The sequence below is a fragment of the Bacteroides acidifaciens genome (genome assembly GCF_024623065.1).
In the GTDB taxonomy this organism is placed as follows: domain Bacteria; phylum Bacteroidota; class Bacteroidia; order Bacteroidales; family Bacteroidaceae; genus Bacteroides; species Bacteroides acidifaciens.
On the sequence record NZ_JANJZR010000172.1, the window covers coordinates 1 to 1,926 of the forward strand.

Consider the following 1,926-nt stretch of genomic DNA (forward strand, 5'->3'; position numbering starts at 1 on the left):
ATCTGCCCAGTTATCATTGCGCCGATAGTGACAAACACACCGGCCAGAACCGTTTTTATCTTGTTCAAGGAAAGAAGGGAACCGCCGAAACCTTCCGCCTTCTTCGTTGCCTGCCCGTATGCTTTTTCAACTTCTTTCAGTTCCTTCTCCAGGGCGGCATATTTTTCCGGCTGCAAGGATTTCACCGTATCGCGAAGCTCTTTCCGCAAGGCGTTTGCTTTCCTTGCCAACTGGTTTGCGCTCATGGTGGTTTTATCCAGCCGTTTCTCACATTCGGCAATCTTCTTGTTATTCTCACCGATCGTCTTATTATTTTCTTTCAGTTGATCATCAAGCCTTTTCCATTGTTTACCGCCAGCTTTCCCGGTGGCGATTAAATCGGTCATAGACTTTTTTATCTCCTTATTGCTATCCCGGAGCTCCTTGTTCTTTTCTGAAAGATTATGTATTTCCTTCTGCGCATCGGAGGCGTTCAAGGTTAACACCCATTCGATATAGTCTGGTTTTAATTTTGCCATATAAGTAAATTTTATAAGGCAAAATTATCCTGGTGCAAAATGGCGGAAAAGGACATAAAAAAGCCCGTAGAACCATTCTACAGGCTTATTATACTAAGAAAGTATTTTATCTCTTAAATGTAAAATCCGAAGGATCAAAACATTCTTTATTTTTAATTGTTGCCCGATCTATCATCCGGCAAACGTACCAGGTTAGAGGAACCGATATAAGCGGCGTCACGGTAAAGGAAAGAAAGGCAAAAGCAAGCCACCCGGATAAAGTAGCCGGTTTATGCTTACATCCGACAAAAAAAACTATTATCAGGAAAAAGCCAATCAGAAATAAAATATCTTCATATGTCATATAATTACTATAAGATACAAGTAATAAATAATTGGTAATAAGCCCGCCCGAATTGGGCTGGGCTTAATTGATATATCATTTCTCACGAAATAATACATCGGGTGTATTAAGTTCTTTTTTATGAAGTATAATAGAAACCTTATAACAGGTTGTATTATCAAAATTGAGCGGAAACTAATTCATTTCCTATTTTCTTTATTGCTATCCTTATTTTATCATACTGCTTTTCACCGACATTCGCCACTCCGGACGCATACTGACGCATAAGAGACGGATTTATACCAGCAACCTCTGCTATCTTTGAAATATTGAGAAATGAAAAATAATTAAAGAATGATTGTAGATCATATTTATAAGAAAATTCCAATACTGGAACCTCCTTACCTTCTTCCGCTAACATTTCTTTTATTTCCTCGTATGATTTCAGAAAATCAGCCTTAGCCGCTTCCGCTGTATCTCCGTAGCCAGCCAATCCAAAATCCGGTAACTCTTCTTCCATAAAACAGGAATAATAACCGTCTTTCGCACGTTCAAACAAAACATTCACTTTCATACTATTTATTTTTAAATGTGGCAGGCAATATTACCTGCCACTATCGCACCTAAAAGTCTTAAATTATGAAGTAAAGAAGTGTGGGGATTAAATCCCCAGCACTTTTCTTGCGTTACGTTCTATGTGAAGAGAAACCTCTTTAGACCCGTGACGGGGTATCGAAAACTTTTTGCCAGTCTTGGGACTGAACCAAACATCGTGTTCTCCGCCATGTCTCACAACGTAACAACCTGCCGCCTTTAATTCGGCGTAAAGTTGATTGTACTTCATAAAATAAAAGAACTTTTAAATACAGTGCAAATATAGCAAATTTGCAATAACCATGCAAATAATACAAATACATTTATTGCGAATTTGCTATATTTTAACATCGTAATATAAAGAATGAACTTTGGAAGGTAACAACACACTTACTTTAACGAACTGGCAAACATTTCTTTTATCCTTTCCCTTACATAATCCTGATATTCATATTTAATCTTCCCAAGTGTGTCATGATACAGAATCCCGTA

The 1,926-nt window shown here is 37.8% G+C and carries 2 protein-coding genes and 1 pseudogene; all 3 read right to left on the reverse strand.

The window, feature by feature from the left end:
• A pseudogene (locus tag NSB03_RS20505) lies at window positions 1-518 on the reverse strand (phage tail tape measure protein); the annotation flags it as partial.
• A 500-nt stretch (window positions 519-1,018) separates the two neighbouring features.
• Window positions 1,019-1,414: a hypothetical protein gene (locus NSB03_RS20510; RefSeq protein ID WP_007478399.1), complete on the reverse strand. Its 396-nt coding sequence runs from the start codon at window positions 1,412-1,414 to the stop codon at window positions 1,019-1,021.
• Window positions 1,415-1,501: 87 nt separating this feature from the next.
• Window positions 1,502-1,684: a type II toxin-antitoxin system HicA family toxin gene (locus NSB03_RS20515; protein WP_007478400.1), complete on the reverse strand. Its 183-nt coding sequence runs from the start codon at window positions 1,682-1,684 to the stop codon at window positions 1,502-1,504.
• Window positions 1,685-1,926: the final 242 nt, after the last annotated feature.

Coding starts and splice junctions, on each gene's coding strand:
- NSB03_RS20515 (WP_007478400.1), bottom strand. CDS start 1,684: ATGAAGTACAATCAACTTTACGCCGAATTAAAGGCGGCAGGTTGTTAC.
- NSB03_RS20510 (WP_007478399.1), bottom strand. CDS start 1,414: ATGAAAGTGAATGTTTTGTTTGAACGTGCGAAAGACGGTTATTATTCC.